At 64.4% G+C, this 16227-nt stretch carries 12 protein-coding genes and 1 tRNA gene; 8 read left to right on the forward strand and 5 right to left on the reverse strand.

What is annotated here, in order from left to right; genetic code table 11:
• Nucleotides 1–59: 59 nt before the first annotated feature.
• The 3 genes from C8K44_RS22525 to C8K44_RS22535 all read left to right on the forward strand — a co-directional run bounded on the left by C8K44_RS22525 (nucleotide 60) and on the right by C8K44_RS22535 (nucleotide 5664).
• Entirely contained in the window at nucleotides 60–3779 is a 3720-nt protein-coding gene (locus C8K44_RS22525; RefSeq protein ID WP_109578011.1) for an SEL1-like repeat protein, read from the forward strand.
• A 176-nt stretch (nucleotides 3780–3955) separates the two neighbouring features.
• The gene (locus C8K44_RS22530; protein WP_109578012.1) at nucleotides 3956–4882 is read left to right on the forward strand and encodes a sulfite exporter TauE/SafE family protein; all 927 of its coding nucleotides are present in this window, start codon (nucleotides 3956–3958) and stop codon (nucleotides 4880–4882) included.
• Entirely contained in the window at nucleotides 4882–5664 is a 783-nt protein-coding gene (locus tag C8K44_RS22535; RefSeq protein ID WP_109578013.1) for a TIGR02186 family protein, read from the forward strand. The genes C8K44_RS22530 and C8K44_RS22535 overlap by 1 nt, the downstream gene beginning before the upstream one ends.
• Here C8K44_RS22535 and C8K44_RS22540 read toward each other — a convergent pair whose 3' ends face one another.
• The 3 genes from C8K44_RS22540 to C8K44_RS22550 form a co-directional block, all read right to left on the reverse strand.
• A complete protein-coding gene (locus C8K44_RS22540; protein ID WP_109578014.1) occupies nucleotides 5665–6135 on the reverse strand; it encodes an isoprenylcysteine carboxylmethyltransferase family protein in 471 nt (156 codons plus the stop codon).
• Between the two features lie 79 nt (nucleotides 6136–6214).
• Complete coding sequence (gene pdeM, locus C8K44_RS22545) at nucleotides 6215–6928, reverse strand: ligase-associated DNA damage response endonuclease PdeM (RefSeq protein WP_109578015.1); 714 nt, start codon at nucleotides 6926–6928, stop codon at nucleotides 6215–6217.
• The gene (locus C8K44_RS22550) at nucleotides 6925–9468 is read right to left on the reverse strand and encodes a ligase-associated DNA damage response DEXH box helicase (RefSeq protein ID WP_199227180.1); all 2544 of its coding nucleotides are present in this window, start codon (nucleotides 9466–9468) and stop codon (nucleotides 6925–6927) included. Before C8K44_RS22550 ends, pdeM begins: the two co-directional genes overlap by 4 nt.
• Nucleotides 9469–9640: 172 nt before the next feature.
• On the opposite strand from C8K44_RS22550, the gene C8K44_RS27580 reads away from it, so the two are divergent.
• Entirely contained in the window at nucleotides 9641–9811 is a 171-nt protein-coding gene (locus C8K44_RS27580) for a hypothetical protein (protein ID WP_158282777.1), read from the forward strand.
• Here C8K44_RS27580 and C8K44_RS22555 read toward each other — a convergent pair.
• Entirely contained in the window at nucleotides 9808–10719 is a 912-nt protein-coding gene (locus C8K44_RS22555; protein ID WP_199227181.1) for a methyltransferase domain-containing protein, read from the reverse strand. The two genes, C8K44_RS27580 and C8K44_RS22555, sit on opposite strands and share 4 nt — an antisense overlap.
• Before the next feature lie 84 nt (nucleotides 10720–10803).
• Here C8K44_RS22555 and C8K44_RS22560 point away from each other — a divergent pair, with 84 nt between their 5' ends.
• Entirely contained in the window at nucleotides 10804–11814 is a 1011-nt protein-coding gene (locus tag C8K44_RS22560; protein ID WP_109578017.1) for a ligase-associated DNA damage response exonuclease, read from the forward strand.
• Nucleotides 11814–13412, forward strand: coding sequence for a cisplatin damage response ATP-dependent DNA ligase (locus C8K44_RS22565; RefSeq protein WP_109578018.1), 1599 nt, complete (start codon nucleotides 11814–11816; stop codon nucleotides 13410–13412). The genes C8K44_RS22560 and C8K44_RS22565 overlap by 1 nt, the downstream gene beginning before the upstream one ends.
• A 17-nt stretch (nucleotides 13413–13429) precedes the next feature.
• Here C8K44_RS22565 and C8K44_RS22570 read toward each other — a convergent pair whose 3' ends face one another.
• The gene (locus C8K44_RS22570; protein ID WP_109578019.1) at nucleotides 13430–14530 is read right to left on the reverse strand and encodes a hypothetical protein; all 1101 of its coding nucleotides are present in this window, start codon (nucleotides 14528–14530) and stop codon (nucleotides 13430–13432) included.
• 229 nt (nucleotides 14531–14759) lie between these two features.
• Here C8K44_RS22570 and C8K44_RS22575 point away from each other — a divergent pair, with 229 nt between their 5' ends.
• Both C8K44_RS22575 and C8K44_RS22580 read left to right on the forward strand, forming a co-directional pair.
• Nucleotides 14760–15716: a nitronate monooxygenase family protein gene (locus C8K44_RS22575; protein WP_109578020.1), complete on the forward strand. Its 957-nt coding sequence runs from the start codon at nucleotides 14760–14762 to the stop codon at nucleotides 15714–15716.
• 162 nt (nucleotides 15717–15878) lie between these two features.
• Nucleotides 15879–15954, forward strand: a tRNA-Thr gene (locus C8K44_RS22580).
• Nucleotides 15955–16227 lie beyond the last annotated feature (273 nt).

A 16227-nucleotide genomic window follows, 5' to 3' on the forward strand; every position in this document is an offset into this window, starting at 1 on the left:
CCGGCAAGGATTTGAGACTTCTGGTTTCGGCACCAGCACTCTGACCAACGGGCGTTTCGATGAACAACAAGCGGTCCTATCTCGACACCCTTAATGAAGGCCGGCAGCGCCGCCCGAATGCGTCGCTCGACCAGCTCAACCGTTCTCTTGAAAATCTCGAAGCGCGGCTCGAACGCACCCGTGAGGAGCGCGCCGAATCCTATCGCGCGCCGCAGCGCCAGGCGCCCCCGGCCGGCTACGCGCCGCGCGGCGAATATGGCCGCAGCGCGCCCTACGAAAGGCCCTACCATACGATCGCGCGCGACATCGACCGCGCCCGCAGCCAGGAAGACGGCATCGCCGCCGCCGGCAAGATCGCCAACGAGTTGCGCGCGCTGCGCGAAGAGATGCGCCACCAGATGACTTCCGGGCTGCAGCGCGAATTCGACCTGCTTCGCACGGACATCGACCGCGCCAGCCAGGCAGGTGCCGCAGGCTCCCAGGCCGCCGAACTCGGGCTTGAACTGGAGCGGCTGTCTGGCGCCATCCACTCTCTCGCCGAACGCAGCGATGACAAGAGCGTCAACACGCTGCGCCTCGAACTCGAGCAGGTTCGCCGCTCGTTGGGCGATCTGGCACGCGAAGAGACGGTGCTTTCGGTCGATCGCCGCTGGGACGATTTTGACCGCCGCTGGACCGATTTCGCCGACCGCATGTCGGCCGACGTCCGCCAGCGTACCGAAGACCCTGCCCTTGCCGCGCTCGCCAGTCGTCTCGAGCAGATCAACGACGCCGTTAACAACCTGCCCGAATCGCTGTCGTTGCGCTCCATCGAAGACAAGGTCCGCACGCTGGCCGGTGCCGTCGACCAGTTCGTTAGCCAGCGCGACAGCCATGGCGACGAGATGTTCGGCCTCATCGATGAGCGGCTCGACGAGATCTCGCGGGCAATCGTCGCTTCGACGGTCGCCGCCCAGACGCCACAATTCAACCCCGAGCCTTTCGAGCGGATCGAGGTGCGCATCGCAGCGCTAGCCCATCAGATCGAAGAGATCACCGCTGACCAGCCGACGGCCGAGATCATCGAGTGCCTCAACGTGCTCTCCAATCGCGTCGACGACATTGCTGCGCGCAGCGAGATCCCTGAGCAGGCCGTCGAGCGCCTCGGCCGGCAGATCTCGCTGATTGCCGACAAGATCTCGCGCACGCCCGCCGCGCCTGACGCCGGCCTGATGTTCCAGGGCATCGAGCAGCGCTTCGATGCGCTCGCCGAAGTGTTCGAGCGACGCCAGGGCGACGCCTTCGAACATGGCAACACGCTGTTTCGCGATCTCGAACGCCGTCTCGAAGACCTTGGCGATCGCCTCGACCGCCAGGCCGCCCAACCCAGTGCAGATCAATCGGGTATCATGGAGGCCATCGACGCGCGCTTCACCGCCTTCGCCCAGCGGCTGGAGACCAACCGCCCGGACCCTGCCACCGAGCTTGCCATGCGCGGTCTCGAAGCTCGTCTCGAAGACATCTCCGGCCGCCTGGAAATGTCGGCCGCACAGGTATCGAGCATCGATCCAGGCCTGATCCGAGGTCTGGAAGCACAGGTCAGCGAGCTGTCGAACCACCTCGCGCGCCCCGGCTCGCCGCTGCCCGAACTCGAAGACATCGGCCCGCGCCTCGATGAGATCGAACGCTCGATTGCAGGAAATCATCACGCCCTTGTCGAAGCCGCCCGCCAGGCAGCCGAGGACGCGGTGCGCTCCTTCTCCGGCTCGACCACCGAAACCGCCGCCGTGGCAGGATTGGCGCAGGACCTCAAGGCGCTGGAAACGCTGACCCGCCGCTCCGACGAGCGCAACGGCAAGACCTTCGAGGCGATCCACGACACGCTGCTGAAGATCGTCGACCGCTTAAGCTCGCTCGAACCGGGCGAACCAGCGCCCGTCGAGGCTCCGCCGGCGTCCGTCGCCGAATTGTTGTCGACCACCATGCTGTCTCCGGCGCCGAAGCTTGCGCTCAGCGAAACGCCGTCGCTCGACCTGGAAGTGCCGGCACCGCTGCCCGAGGCCAACGCCACCTTCGGACGCCGCGCCGACCGTGCCGAACCTCCGGTCGAGCATCACACGACGCGTAGCCCCGCCCAGGCAGCCGCCGAAGCAGCCGCCGCCGTCGCGGCCCTCGACAGTGTCCACGCCGACAAGAAAGAGCAGAAGCCTGCCAGGACCTCGATGTTCAGCGGTCTTGCGTGGGCCTTCACCAAGAAGGCCAGGCAGGAGCCGGTCGTCGCCGAGGCCGCCGAGCCTGTCGTCGAGACGCTTTCGCCGAGTGTCATGCTCGATGCGCCGCTCGATCCCAAGACCGCCAACCGTCCGCTGGAACCCGGCTCGGGCGCGCCCGACCTCAACGCCATCATGCGCCGGGTCCGTGACGAGCGTGGCGACGCCGTGCGTACCAACGAGCCCGACGCGGCGAAGTCCGACTTCATTGCCGCTGCCCGTCGCGCTGCGCAGGCAGCGGCCGCCGAGGCGGATGCCCTCAAGCGCAGTTCCGACCTCAAGGGCCCGGTGCGCGCGCTGCGCATCGGCGATCTCATCAAGTCGCGACGCAAGTCGGTGCTGATGGCCGTCGGCGCGGTGATGCTGGCGCTCGCCGGCATGCAACTCGGCAAGGCCTTCCTCAACGACCCGGTCGAGACCGCGAGCGTCACGGTTGCACCGACGGCGGCACAGCCGGTCCAGGTAGCGGCATCGGCCCCCGCCAAGCCCATCGGGACAAATGCTGCTCCGGTTCGCAATGGTGATAAACCCGAAGTCTCTCAAGCGCCCGTGGCTGAGCCCGACATGATCGCCAAAGCGATCCAGGACAACGCACCGGCCGAACTCGCACTCGATCGCAACAGCACGCAATCCATTCCGGCACAGCCATTCGTAACCGAAACGATCAAACCAACGCCCACGCCTGCCGCCTTCATGTCCGAAGCCGTCGGCCCGACCGCATTGCGCGACGCGGCCAATGCCGGCGACGCCAAGGCGCTGTTCGAGATCGGCTCGCGCTACGCCGAAGCACGCGGCACCAATGCCGACATGAAGGCTGCAGCGCAGTGGTACGAAAAGGCAGCCGAACTCGGTTTCGCCCCCGCCCAGTACCGCATCGGCAACATGTATGAGAAGGGCACCGGGGTCGAACGCGACGCTGCCAAGGCCAAGACCTGGTACCAGCTCGCCGCCGCCCAGGGCAACGCCAGCGCCATGCACAATCTTGCCGTGCTGCTTGCCATGGGCGCCGACGGCACGGTCGACAACGACTCTGCCAACCGCTGGTTCACCAGTGCCGCCGAACTCGGGGTCAAGGACAGCCAGTTCAATCTCGGCATTCTTGCCGCCAAGGGTGTCGGCATGAAGCAGAACCTCGAAGAGTCCTACAAGTGGTTCGCGCTCGTCGCCAAGCAGGGCGACAATGACGCGGCCTCCAAGCGCGACGAGATCGCGAAGGCGCTCAACCCCGAGCAGCTCAAGCGTGCCAAGGAGACGACTGCACTTTGGCAGCCCAAGGCGCTGGACCCTGCCTCCAACTCGGTCGACGTCCCAGCCGCTTGGCAGGACGCTCCGGCCAAGGTCGACATGAAGAGGGCCGTGCAGAACATCCAGGCGATCCTCAGCAAGAACGGCTACGAAGTCGGCAAGCCCGACGGCATGATGGGCCAGAAGACCAAGGACGCCATCGCCGCCTTCCAGAAGGACAACGCCATGGCACCTACAGGCGAGGTCGATGGCCCACTGGTCGAGGCTTTGCTGGCGCGTAAATAATTCCTCTTTTCAGGCTTTCTGCGGCCCGCCTTTACCGGTGGGTTAACTGATTGAGTTATTTTTCGTTTTGTGCTCGGCGAAGTTTGACTTCGCCGCAATGTCGGCGCAAGTACCCGGTAGCCAACGGGCTCCCAGGGATGGGCGTCGGCAACAATTCGTTTTGCAGAGACTGACGGGTGGGCATCTATCTCCCGATTGCGGAAATGTCGGTCAATGTGTTCGTGCTCCTTGCCATGGGCGCGGCGGTCGGCTTCCTGTCGGGCATGTTCGGCGTCGGCGGCGGCTTCCTGATCACGCCGCTTTTGATCTTCTACAACATCCCCCCCGCCATCGCCGTCGCCACCGGCGCCAACCAGGTCATCGCCTCGTCCTTTTCGGGCGCGCTCGCCCATCTCAAGCGCGGCACCCTCGACTTCAAGCTCGGCACGGTGCTGCTTGCCGGCGGTATCGCGGGCTCGGCCGCCGGTGCGTTCGTCTTTGCGCTCTTGCGCGCCATCGGCCAGCTCGACCTGTTCATCTCACTGCTCTACGTCGTGTTTTTGGGCACCGTTGGCGGGCTGATGCTGATCGAAAGCGTCAATGCACTGCGCCTGACCAAGGGCGGGGTGCCGCCGGCACTGAAGAAATCCGGCCAGCACAACTGGATCCATCGCCTGCCCTTCAAGATGCGCTTCCGCACCTCCAAGCTGTTCGTCTCGGTCATCCCGGTGCTCGGCATCGGCGCCGGCATCGGCTTCCTCTCGGCCATCATGGGTGTCGGCGGCGGCTTCATCATGGTTCCGGCACTGATCTACCTGCTCAAGGTGCCGACCAACGTCGTCGTCGGAACCTCGCTGTTCCAGATCGTCGTCGTCTCGGCCTTCACCACGCTTGTCCACTCCTCGACCAACCAGACCGTCGACATCGTATTGGCGCTGGTGCTGATGGTCGGCGGTGTCGCCGGCGCGCAATATGGCGCCAAGGCGGGCCAGAAGCTGCGCGGCGAACAGTTGCGCGCGTTGCTGGCGCTGCTGGTGCTGGCAGTCGCCCTTCGCCTTGGCTTCGACCTGTTCGTGAAGCCGCAGAACCTCTATTCGCTGACTGCCGTGAGCGGGCTGTTGTGATGCGCGCGGCGGCATGTCTTGCAGCGCTGGCGCTCACCGCCGCCGTTCCGGCGTGGGCGCAGGAGCCGGCACATCCCGAAAGCATCCAGATCGGCCTGTCGACCGACCGCGTCGCCATCACGGCCAATTTCGCCGGCGCCGATCTCACCATCTTCGGTGCGCTCGAAAACGCCGATCCGCTGATCAACCGCCAGGGCCGCTACGACGTCTATGTCGTGCTCGAAGGCCCGGCGCGGCCGGTCGTCGTACGTCGCAAGAGCCGCGTGCTCGGCATGTGGATCAATACCCAGTCCGAAACCTTCGTCAACGTGCCGATGTCTTATTCGGTGGCGACCACGCGCCAGCCGCAGGACATCACCGATCCCAACAACTACCGGCAGCTTTCACTCGGCGCCTCCAACATCTACATGGAGCCGGAAGACAAGCGTGACAGTCCGCTGACGATCCAGGAATTCACCGACGCGTTGCGCGAGCGCAAGCAGGCGATCGGGCTCTACTCCGACAATGTCGGCGGCGTGCAGTTCCTGTCGCAGAGCCTGTTCCGTGCCACGCTGCACCTCGCCCCCAACGTGCCGGTCGGCACCCACAAGGCGCGCGCCTTCCTGTTCCGCAATGGCCTGTTCATCAAGGAAACCTCGGCCCAGCTCGCCATCGTCAAGTCAGGCTTCGAACAGACCATCTACCGCTTCGCCACCGACCACGGCTTCGGCTACGGCCTGTTTGCCATCGGCCTGGCCATGCTCACCGGCTGGCTCGGCAGGATCGTGTTCAGGAAAGACTAGCTACAGCCATCGCCGTACGCGTGATCGGTAGCCACCGTAAACAGCGCCGAACTTGCGTTCGAGATAGCGCTCCTCGCGGGCCACGACGCCGTAACGAATGGTGAGCGCAAAAAGCACCAGCGTCACCAGCAGCCAGAGATTGTCCAACGCGACAGCCAAGCCGACCAGCCCCAGCATCATGCCGAGATAGATGGGATTGCGGGTAAAGCGATAGGGTCCGCTCTCGACGATGGCGGTGGTCGGCCGATTGGTGGGGACGTTCGATCCCGTCTTGGTGATCGTAACGATAGCCCAGACAAACAACGCCAGCGCGAGCATGAATATGATCCAGCCCAACCAGCCCGCAGGCAGATGATCCGGCAGAAACGGCCACGGTACGAGCCAGTGGAGAACAAGCCCGGCAATAACGGCAAGCCCCCATGCGAATGGCGGACGGATGACAACTTGAGCGGTATCAGCCGTTGCATCCATGGTGTCACTCAAACTCCTGGGCCTTGCCTGGCTCGCTTCGACACTACCGCAAAACTGGCGGATTCCGAAGCGGGAAGAACTAGCCTGGTCTCAGCAGCGAGCCCGCGATCGCATACACCCGGCTCGTGCCGATCATGTAGGCGGTCGGCGCGCCATCGCGAAACATGCCCTTGTAGGCACGATCGAGCACGTTGAGCGAGCCGGTGAACGAGCCGAAAGCCGGCATCACCAGCCGCGCGCCGTCGCCGGCAAAACAACGCCGCCTGACCGACCGCCCGCGCTGGACGATGCGCGCGCAAGGATGCAGATGCCCCGCAACCTCGCCCTCGGCATGGCCTTTCGACGGCTCATGGCGGAACACCAGGCCGCCAACCGCCAATTCCTGAACGGTCTCGCCGGGCAGATCATCGGGTGCGTCGGGATCGTGGTTGCCCGCGACCCAGAACCAGTCGCGGCCCTTCATCATGCCGATCAGGCTGTCGCGGAACGGGTCCGGCAAGCGTGCAGCACCTTCGCCATCATGGAAGCTGTCGCCAAGGCTGACGATGGTCTTCGGCGCATAGTCCTCGACGACGGACGCGAGCCGCAGAAGCGTCGCCGCCGTGTCGTAGGGCGGGATCAGGCGGCCGCGGCGGGCAAAGGAAGAACCCTTCTCGAGATGCAGGTCCGAGACGACGAGCAGGTCGAGCTCGGGGAAATGCAGCGCCCCGCGCTGGTCGCAGACAGCACGCACGCCAGCGATTGCGATCGCTTCGCAGCCGTCCCTGACCAGATCCCGCGCGGCTATGTTCATGCTCTTCCCATTGCCTCTTCGATCAGGTCCGCCGCTTCGAGCAGCAGCGTATCGTTGGCCTCGCCATTGACCGGCTCCCTGCCGATTTCCAGCATCACCGGCACCGCCAGCGGCGAAATCTGGTCGAGCATCTTATGGACGATTCGTCCGCGAACACGCGAGAGCATTTCGGCCAGCCTCCTGACATCGAGCAGTCCGCTGGCAGCGTCCGCCCGCGTCGCCTTGAGCAGGATGTGGTCGGGCTCATGGCTGCGCAAGACGTCATAAATGAGGTCGGCCGAAACCGTGACCTGCCGGCCGCTCTTTTCCTGGCCGGGAAAGCGCTTTTCGATCAAGCCGGAAATCACCGCGCAATTGCGGAAGGTGCGCTTGAGCAGCCAGCTGTCGGCCAGCCATGCCTCAAGGTCGTCGCCCAGCATGTCCTCGTCGAATAGCTCGGCGAGCGATGGCTTCCTCGCCCTGAACATCGCGCCCAGATCGCCGAGCGCCCAGATGGCCAACGAATAGTCGGTGGCGACAAAACCAAGTGGCCGCGCACCGGCTCGCTCCAGCCGCCTGGTCAGCAACATGCCAAGCGTCTGATGTGCCAGCCGGCCTTCGAAGGGATAGACCACCATGTAGTGGCGCTCGCCGCGCGGAAATGTCTCGATCAAGAGGTCCCCGCGCTTTGGCAGGATCGATTTCATCTGCTGCATGCGCAGCCAGTCCGACACCTGCTCGGGCAGCGCTTTCCAGCGCTTTGGGTCCGCAAGCATGCCGCGCACCTGCTCGGCGAGATAGGTCGACAGCGGAAACTTGCCACCGGCGTAAGAGGGCACCAGCACGTTGCCGCCACCGCCTGATGAAACGTAGCACTCGTTTTCGCGGATGCCTTCGAAGCGCAGCACCTTGCCGGCGAAGATGAACATCTCGCCGATCGACAGTGTTTCGACGAAATACTCCTCGATCTTGCCGAGGACCGGGCCACCGCGCAGCGCAAGCGACTGAGCGCTTCCAGCACCCGATTTGCCCTTGGCGCGGGTGAAGCGAACATTCAGCATCGGCGCTTCGATGATGGTGCCGACGTTGAGCCGGTACTGCTGGGTAATGCGGGGGTTCGAAACGCGCCAGGTACCATCCTTGGTCAGGCGAATGCGGGCGTAGCGCTCATAGCTGCGCAGCGCATAGCCGCCGGTGGCGACAAAATCGACGACGCGGTCGAAGGTATCGCGATCAAGCGCGGCATAAGGAGCAGCCCCCCTCACCTCGTCGAACAGGTCATCGGCGCGGAAAGGCGCACCACAAGCGCAACCCAGCACATGCTGCGCCAGGACATCGAGCGCGCCCTCGATGAGCGGCGGGGTGTCCTGCGCGCCGAGATAGTTGGCCTCGAGTGCCGCCCGGCATTCCAGCACCTCGAAGCGATTGGCTGGCACGAGGATCGCCCGGCTTGGCTCGTCCATGCGGTGGTTGGCGCGGCCGATACGCTGGGCCAGCCGGCTCGCGCCCTTCGGTGCGCCGACATGGATGACGAGATCGACATCGCCCCAGTCGATACCGAGATCGAGCGTCGAGGTCGCCACCACGGCACGCAACGCATTGTCTGCCATGGCCTTTTCGACGCGGCGGCGCTGGCCGACGTCGAGCGAGCCGTGATGCAGTGCGATCGGCAGGCTGTCGTCGTTGACACGCCACAGCTCCTGAAACAACAGCTCGGCCTGGCTGCGCGTGTTGACGAACAGCAGGGTCGTGCGATGCTTGCGGATGGCCTCGTAGACGTCAGGAATGGCATAGCGCGCCGAATGGCCCGACCAAGGCACGTGCTCTTCGGAATCGAGAATGGTGATCTCGGGCTTGGCGCCACCTGTTACCGTGATCAAATCGGCCATGTCGCCGGCAGGGTTCTGGTTGACCAGCCAGCGCCGCAACTCATCCGGCTGGGCCACCGTCGCCGACAGACCGATCGCCTGGAGGCCGGGGACGAAGGCGCGCAGCCGCGCCAGCCCGAGCGACAGCAGGTGGCCTCGCTTGGATGTGACCAGTGAGTGCAACTCGTCGAGCACGATGTAGCGCAGGTCGGAAAAGAACCGCTCGGCATCGGAGGAGGCGATCAGCAGCGCCAGCTGTTCCGGTGTCGTCAGCAGTATCTCGGGCGGCGAAAGCTTTTGTCGCGTGCGCTTGTGGGCCGGCGTGTCTCCGGTACGCGTTTCCATCGTGATTGGCAGGCCGATCTCGGTCACCGGCTTGCCCAGATTGCGCTCGATATCGACGGCCAGTGCCTTGAGCGGCGAGATGTAGAGAGTATGCACGCCACGCTGCGCCTCGCCCGGCCGCTTCTTCGGCCGGATGGCGAGGTCGGTCAGCGCGGGCAGGAAGCCGGCCAGGGTCTTGCCGGCACCCGTGGGGGCAATCAACAGCACCGAATTGCCCTGCTGAGCACTGGCCAGCAAGTCGAGCTGATGCGCGCGCGGCGACCAGCCGCGCTCGGCGAACCATCGCACGAATGGTTCAGGCAGCAGGGCGGCAGTCGAATTCGGCTCCAGTCGCGCTTGGCTCGTCACGCCACAGACCTAACGCGCGCGCACCCCCGCGCCAAGCGGAATCTGGAACAAAAAGGGATCAAGGAGACGGCATCGAACAAGCCTTGGGGTGCAAAGGAATGAGGCCTTCCCGACTTGCATCTCTTCCTACACCGCTTCACATGGTGGAAACTGTACAATCGAGCCAGACACCATGACCGACACAGCCTCCCACGAAGCCCGCATCACCGAGCTGGAAAAACTCGTCCGCGAGCTTCAGGCGCAAATCGAGCAGCTGCAAAAGCAGGCGGGCATAACCGAAAAGTCCACGGAAAAGCCGCTGCGCTCGCGCGGCATGTTCGGCAGCCCGAGCAGCAGCCGCTAGGCCGCCCTCTCCGTCACCACGATCAGCCCTTCGACCGGCTCGCGGCGGTCCTGCCTGATCACGGCGCGCTCCAGCGACACCAGCCTCAGACCGGCGGCCGCAATCAGCCCGTGCACATAGGCTTCGGAATGGGCATAGCGGCGCGAGGCCTGCAACTCAAAGGCGCCCTCGCCCGCGAACCGCTCGACCGAAAAGGCAAACAGCCCACCCGGCGCCAGCATTTTCATGACGCTCGCAAACACCCGGTCGAGGCCACCGAGATACATGAACACGTCGGCGGCGGTGACAAGGTCTGCTGCCTCGCCCGCAAATTCCAATTCCTGCAGGTCGGCCTTTTCAAGCCTGTCATAGACGCCCTTATCGCGCGCCTTGCGCAGCATCTCGGCCGAGATGTCGTAGCCGTCGAGCCGCTTCGCCGCGGACCGCAACTTCACGCCCATCAGGCCGGTGCCGCAGCCGAGATCGATCGCATGGTCGAAATGCGTCCGACCGGTTGCGGCAATCGCCGCCGTCAGCAGCTCTGGCACGCGGTAGTGCAAGGTCTCGACCAGCGCGTGGTCGAACTTGTCGGCATACTGGTCGAACAAGGTCTCGACAAAGGCACTCGGCGGGCTTTCGCTCGCAGGGGCAGCACCGATCAGCTGCAGCTTGAGCGCAGCCCCTGGCCGATCCGCTGGTTCGAGCTTCAGCGACATACGCCAGGCCTCGGCTGCGGCGTCGAGCGCACCGGCGGCTTCCTGCATCTCGCCGAGGCGAAACCAGCCCATCGCCCATTTCGGTGCGATTTCGAGCGCACCCAGCATCAGCTCGGCGGCGGCTGCGTGCTCGCCCGAACCGAACAGCATTTCGGCATAGTCCGCCCGCCGGTCGGCAAGCAGGTCGTTGGAAGAGAGCTGCAACAGCGTCAAGCGCGGGATCCATAAAGAGGAGAGTGGCGCGCATTACTGCCAAAGCGGCCTTCCACGCAAGCGCCAAATGCCTATCTTGAAACAATGCGCGCCAGCGACCTGCTTCATCCTCGCCCCGAGGGGCTTTATTGCCCGCCCGGCGATTTCTACATCGACCCGGTGCGCGCGGTGGATCGCGCGCTCATCACCCATGGCCATTCCGACCATGCCCGCCCCGGCCATGCCAAGGTGCTGGCGACGCAACAGACGCTCGACATCATGGCCATCCGCTGCGGGCCGGGCTTTGCCGGGACGACCCAGGCGATGGCGTTCGGCGAGAAGCTTCAACTCGGCGACGTCAGGATCTCGTTCCATCCCGCCGGCCATGTGCTCGGCTCGGCGCAGATCGCGGTCGAGCACAACGGCCTGCGCATCGTTGCCTCGGGCGACTACAAGCGCAGCGCGGATCCCACCTGCGCGCCGTTCGAGGTCGTGCCTTGCGACGTCTTCATATCGGAGGCGACCTTTGCGCTGCCGGTGTTCCGTCATCCCGACGCTGCGGTCGAGATCGCCCGCTTGCTCAAATCGGTGCACCAGTTTCCCGAGCGTGCCCATCTCGTCGGCGCCTATGCACTTGGCAAGGCACAGCGCGTCATGCGCCTGTTGCGCGACCAGGGCTACGACAAGCCGATCTACATTCACGGCGCTATTTCCCGGCTCAGCGACTATTACGAGAGCCAGGGCGTGGCGCTCGGCGACCTGCAGCCGGCGACCGTCGAGGACGGCGACAAGCGCGATTTCGCCGGCGCGATCATCGTCGCACCCTCGTCGAGCTTCGCCGACCGCTGGGCGCGGCGTTTTCCCGATCCGCTCGCCTGCTTCGCCTCGGGCTGGATGCGCATCCGCCAGCGCGCAAAGCAAGGCGGCGTCGAGTTGCCGCTCATCATTTCCGACCATTCCGACTGGGACGAGCTGACCAAAACGATCAGGGATACCGGCGCCGGCGAAGTCTGGGTCACCCACGGCCGCGAGGAAGCGCTGGTGCGCTGGTGCGAACTCAACGGCATCGTCGCCCGGCCCTTGCACCTCGTCGGCTACGAGGACGAGGGGGACTGATGAACCGCTTCGCCGAGCTCCTCGACCGCCTCGTGCTGACGCCGTCGCGCAACGGCAAGCTCAAGCTCATCACCGACTATTTCCGCGAGGTCGAGGATCCCGACCGAGGGCTCGCGCTTGCCGCCCTGACCGGCGATCTCAACATCGCATCCGTCAAACCCGCCATGCTGCGCCAACTGGTGGCCGAGAGGATGGACCCGGTGCTTTTCGGCTACTCCTACGACTATGTCGGCGACCTCGCCGAAACGGTCTCGCTGGTCTGGCCCGAGACGCCGGGGAGCCGGCCCAACCACGACATCACGCTTGCCGAGGTGGTCGAAAAGCTGCAATCGGCAAGCCGGTCGGACGGGCCGGCCGTGCTTGCCCGTCTCCTCGACCAATCAGGTGTGTCGGCCCGTTTCGCCATCATCAAGCTGGTCACCGGCGGCTTGCGTATCGGTGTGTCGGCCAGGCTCGCCAAGCAGGCGCTCGCCGATCTCGGCAAGGTCGAGGTATCTGAAATCGAGGAACTCTGGCACGGCCTTTCCGCCCCCTATGCCGAACTCTTCGCCTGGCTGGAAGGCCATGCACCGAAGCCGGAGAAGGCAGCCAAGGCGCTGTTCCGCCCGGTCATGCTGTCCAATCCTGTCGGAGACGGCGACCTTGAGAAGCTCGCTCCCGCCGACTATGCCGCCGAGTGGAAATGGGACGGTATCCGGGTCCAGGCCGTGTCCGAGAGCGGTATCCGACGTCTCTATTCGCGCACCGGCGACGATGTGTCGGGTGCCTTTCCCGACGTCGTGGCGGCGATGAATTTCGACGCCGCACTCGACGGCGAACTCCTCGTCGGCTTGCCGGCTGAAGCCACCGGCACCTTCTCCGATCTGCAGCAGCGGCTCAACCGCAAGACCGTCTCGACCAAGATGCAGGCGCAATATCCGGCCTTCGTACGCTGCTACGACCTGCTCCAGATCTACGGCGAGGACGTGCGCGCCCTGCCCTTCACCGCGCGGCGAAAGCGGCTCGAAGCTTTCATCGCCACCCTTGATCCAGGCCGCTTCGACCTGTCGCCGCTGGTTCGGTTCGATGATTGGGCAGCACTCGAAGAGATGCGACGCGCTCCACCACACCCGATCATCGAAGGCGTGATGCTGAAGCGGCTCGATTCGCCCTATCTCGCCGGTCGCCCCAAAGGTCCGTGGTTCAAGTGGAAGCGCGACCCGCACACGGTCGACGCGGTGCTGATGTATGCCCAGCGCGGCCACGGCAAGCGATCGAGCTTTTATTCCGACTATACCTTCGGTGTCTGGTCGGGTGCCGAGGGCGCTGAGGAGCTGGTGCCGGTCGGCAAGGCCTATTTCGGCTTCACCGACGAGGAGCTGAAGCAGATCGACAAATATGTCCGCGACAACACCATCGAACGCTTTGGCCCCGTGCGCTCGGTGCGCGCCGACAGGAACAACGGGCTGGTTCTGGAAGTCGCCTTTGAAGGCCTCAACCGCTCGACGCGCCACAAATCCGGCGTCGCCATGCGCTTTCCCCGGATATCGCGCCTGCGCTGGGACAAGCCGTCGGCCGAGGCCGACCGCATCGAAACGCTGCGGGCGCTGCTGGACTAGGGGACCAGACCGGGCCCCTATTCGGTCACCGAGACCCGGATCTCGTAGATGTCGACCGCCTTGCCTTCCTTGGCGAAGTCCGAATTGATGGCGATGCTGCCGGCGGCACCCGGCTTCTTGTCGGGCACGTCCATCTCGAACAGATATTCGCCACGCTGATAGCTGACGATATAGCGCTTGCGGCCACAATCGCCGAGCTCGCCGAAATTGCAGTCGACGGCCATCTGCGTTTCCTTGCCGTCCTCGGCGCGGGCCACGATGTCGAAGACCGCATGCTTGCCCGCTATCTGTTCGAGCACGCCCTGGCCGACGTCGAAACTGACCGCCGATCCCGTCGTGCCCGAGCGAATGCGAAGGTAGCGGCCAGTGTCGTCCGTAGTGATTTCGGCCGTCGTGCCGCTCGGCACGCTGACGTCAGTCATGTCTGTTGGCGTGAACACGCTGATCCAGTTGCGTGCCTGATCAACATCGCCCGGGCGCGCCGGACCGACATTTGCGCCGTCAGGCGAAAAATCCTCGCTATCCAGCTGCTTCGGCGGATTGTGCACCGAAGTGTCGATCTCGGCCGCCGATTTGAACAGGTCGGTCTGCACCGCCCACCAGGCGCCGATGCCACCCATGGCGAGCAGGGTCACCGCAAAAAACATCGCCGCGTAAGGACGCCGCCTTTCGCTGCGCGCGCTGGCGCGGTCGGCGGCACGCCGCTCGGCCCGGCTGCGCTTTTCGGTGATCTCGACCGGCGGAGCGCCAGGCAGGATCGTATCGGGCATGATGTCAGGCACGACCGGGGTCACGCCCTTTGCCGGCTTGCCGATGGAGACGGACGGCGCCTTGGCCGCGCCGTTGCCGTTGAGCGAAACTTCCGGAGCCGAGGTCGCATTGGTCGCGCCGACCGATACCGCGGGGCCAGCCGGCATGAACTCCGATTCTATGTCGGTGATCGTCGCTTGCAGCGCCTTGCGGCGGTTGATCGCTACCTCCACCGTCATGGCCGGGTTGTTCTTGAGCGCACGGTCAAGTGCCGCAAAAGCCGCGCGATAGACCTTTTCGCGAAACTCGCGGTTCTCGGGATCGCCTTTTTCAAAAGCGTTCCGGATCGCCTTTTCGATCGAATCCAATCGACATTCCTCGTAACGGCGCCTGTGTTGCCAGATGGTTAGCGGCAGAAAAGGCATCAATCAACGGCGCTGTTAGCGTTTTGTCGGCCAAAACTGGATGCAATGTGCCTTGAGGTCGGCAAAACAAGCGCGGCAAGCTCTCAAGCCTGTACATTGTCGATCGCGCTCGATCTGCTATATGGAGTGACGTTTACGGAAACGTCAAAATCGAGAACCGGGAGAGACAAGCGTGGCGCTGCCTGAAATCCTCAAGAAGAATTTGCGCGTGCCTGTGGTCGGCGCACCGCTGTTCATCATCTCGCATCCGCCGCTGGTGCTGGCGCAGTGCAAGGCTGGTGTCGTCGGCTCGTTCCCGGCGCTGAACGCACGACCCGAGGCCCAGCTCGACGAGTGGCTGGCCATGGTCACCGAGGACCTCGCCGCCCATGACGCAGCCAATCCGGATCGCCCCGCGGCCCCCTTCGCCGTCAACCAGATCGTCCACAAGTCGAACAAGCGGCTTGAGCACGACCTGCGCCTGTGCGTGAAATACCGCGTTCCGATCGTCATCTCCTCGCTCGGCGCCGTCGAAGAGGTCAACCAGGCCGTCCATTCCTATGGCGGCATCGTTTTGCACGACATCATCCACGACCGCCACGCCCGCAAGGCGATCAAGATGGGCGCCGACGGCCTGATCGCAGTCGCTGCCGGCGCCGGCGGCCATGCCGGCACTCTGTCGCCTTTCGCGCTGATCCAGGAAATCCGCCAGTGGTTCGACGGCCCGCTGCTCTTGTCGGGTGCCATCGCCAATGGCGGTGCGGTGCTGGCTGCGCAGGCCATGGGTGCCGACCTCGCCTATATCGGCTCGCCCTTCATCGCCACCGAAGAGGCCCGCGCGGCTGATGCCTACAAGCAGATGATCGTCGAATCCAAGGCGGCCGACATCGTCTATTCCAACCTGTTCACCGGCATCCACGGCAACTACCTCAAGGGCTCGGTACGCGCCGCCGGCATGGACCCCGACAACCTGGCCGTCTCCGACCCGACGCAGATGGATTTCGAGGGCGACAACAAATACAAGGCCTGGAAGGACATCTGGGGCTGCGGCCAGGGCATCGGCGCCGTCGACAAGGTCGTACCGGTCGCCGAACTGGTCGAGCGACTGGCCAATGAATACGCCGCAGCCAAGGCGCGCATCGCCGGCTGATCGCCAAGGGCCGCACACGGCGCAACCTCAGCGCCCTTACGCAGCGACAGGCGGCGACTTCTTCGCCACTTGTCAAAACCCTTCAAAGGCCGCTTGAAATCCAAGCGCAATGAAGTTATCAGGCACTCACTGTCTCGCGCCTTCGTGTCGCGAAGCCTGGAAGCCGCTTTAGCTCAGTTGGTAGAGCACATCATTCGTAATGATGGGGTCGCGTGTTCGAGTCACGCAAGCGGCACCACTTCTCCTTCCACATGTCAGTCTGGCAATCGTCATCGGCTTGCTTCCAGTTCGCTGGAGCCAAAGGCGTTCCCCTGCCTTGTCGGTCGCAGCTCGACTGATCGAAACACGTCGACAATGACTGCGCACTGCAATCGCACTTGCGCCATTGGATCCCAGGCAAGCGTATCGGACCACCAGATCGTGTCCCGCTAAGTGGTGTAGCTTGCGGCATTGGTCGCCGAGCTCTCCGGCATTGGCCGGGCTGATCAGCGCGCCACGGCTGGCAGGCTGA

It is taken from the genome of Aminobacter sp. AP02 (assembly GCF_003148805.1).
In the GTDB taxonomy this organism is placed as follows: Bacteria; Pseudomonadota; Alphaproteobacteria; order Rhizobiales; family Rhizobiaceae; genus Aminobacter.

Bases quoted from the DNA above. Each gene is read 5' to 3' on its own strand.
- C8K44_RS22525 (WP_109578011.1), top strand. From the start codon at position 60: ATGAACAACAAGCGGTCCTATCTCGACACCCTTAATGAAGGCCGGCAG.
- C8K44_RS22535 (WP_109578013.1), top strand. From the start codon at position 4,882: ATGCGCGCGGCGGCATGTCTTGCAGCGCTGGCGCTCACCGCCGCCGTT.
- C8K44_RS22540 (WP_109578014.1), bottom strand. From the start codon at position 6,135: ATGGATGCAACGGCTGATACCGCTCAAGTTGTCATCCGTCCGCCATTC.
- pdeM (WP_109578015.1), bottom strand. From the start codon at position 6,928: ATGAACATAGCCGCGCGGGATCTGGTCAGGGACGGCTGCGAAGCGATC.
- C8K44_RS27580 (WP_158282777.1), top strand. From the start codon at position 9,641: ATGACCGACACAGCCTCCCACGAAGCCCGCATCACCGAGCTGGAAAAA.
- C8K44_RS22560 (WP_109578017.1), top strand. From the start codon at position 10,804: ATGCGCGCCAGCGACCTGCTTCATCCTCGCCCCGAGGGGCTTTATTGC.
- C8K44_RS22565 (WP_109578018.1), top strand. From the start codon at position 11,814: ATGAACCGCTTCGCCGAGCTCCTCGACCGCCTCGTGCTGACGCCGTCG.